The sequence below is a fragment of the Flavobacterium hercynium genome (assembly GCF_002217285.1).
GTDB lineage: Bacteria > Bacteroidota > Bacteroidia > Flavobacteriales > Flavobacteriaceae > Flavobacterium > Flavobacterium hercynium.
Map to the genome: position 1 here is coordinate 1 of NZ_MUGW01000066.1, position 1,183 is coordinate 1,183.

Sequence of the window (1,183 nt, forward strand, 5' to 3'; positions counted from 1 at the left end):
CTGTAGCCACACTACAACCGCCATTTACGGATCCTGCTGCTTCTTTAACCAAGACATAATAGTTACCAAACGGCAATGGACCTAAATTAGAAACGGTAAGTGTTCCGTTAGCAGGAACTATACCTGTTCCCATAACTCCTGTTGACACGTGACTCTGAGAATTAAATATCTCATAATCAACCGGTGTAGCTGTTGAATATGGACTAACGATATCAAACGTTACATTTCCATCAGCGCTACCTGTACAGGTAATATTTTTAGCAACGAACCCACTGGTAGTCAATCCTGAATGAGTAGGAATAGGCTGATCTGCTGTTTTTTCAACTTTACAGCCTGTATTTTCATCGTAAACAACAAACGTATATAAAACACCCGGTGTTAAATTAGTAAGGGTCACTTTTTTACTCCCCGGAGCATCTTCATCATACCAAGGCAATGTTGTCGGACTGCTATATGGCGGCATTGTTGGACCTGAATAAACAGCAAAATGAAATGGACCTGGACCAATGATACCTGATTTTGAACCAACAGATAACTCGGCACTTCCTCCTGCTAAACAGTTAGCAGGTGGCGCTAAAATAGTAATATCTAAATCATCCGGTGGTGAGGCTACTAATATATTTTGTTCAATATTGGCACAACCATTAGCATCGGTAACAATAATTTGATACAATCCAAAATCAACAACATCAAATACCTGAGTAGCTCCTGTCTGGTTGGTAAATTGTCTATTATATCCATTAACTCCTGTTACATGGTATATATAGTTGGGAGTTCCACCAGTAACAGAATCAATGATGATCTGTCCTTTAGATTGCCCTCCTCCCGGAATACAGGTAATAGGATGAATCGTACGATTTACAACAATAGCTGTAGGCTCAGCAATGGTTATGGTACGCACATCTGTACAGCCTTTGGCATCAGTAAGTGTTACGCTATAAGTACCTGCAGGTAAACCTGAAGTTTGTTGCCCGTAATTAACCCCTGTAGTCGTGTTCAAAACAGTATAAACAAATGGTGCTGTTCCTTGATTAAGATCATGAGTAACGACAATGCTACCAGTACTTGTTCCATTACATAAAACATCTACAGCCGATATGCTGGTGATAACCGGATTAACCGGAGTTGTTACCACAATTGGCGTACTTGTGCTTATGGTACAACCATTAGCATCTGTTACCGT

Annotated in this window: 1 pseudogene; it reads right to left on the reverse strand. The window is 40.3% G+C overall.

Features of this window, described 5'->3' with window-relative positions:
- Window positions 1-1,183, reverse strand: a pseudogene (locus tag B0A66_RS23015) (T9SS type B sorting domain-containing protein); the annotation flags it as partial.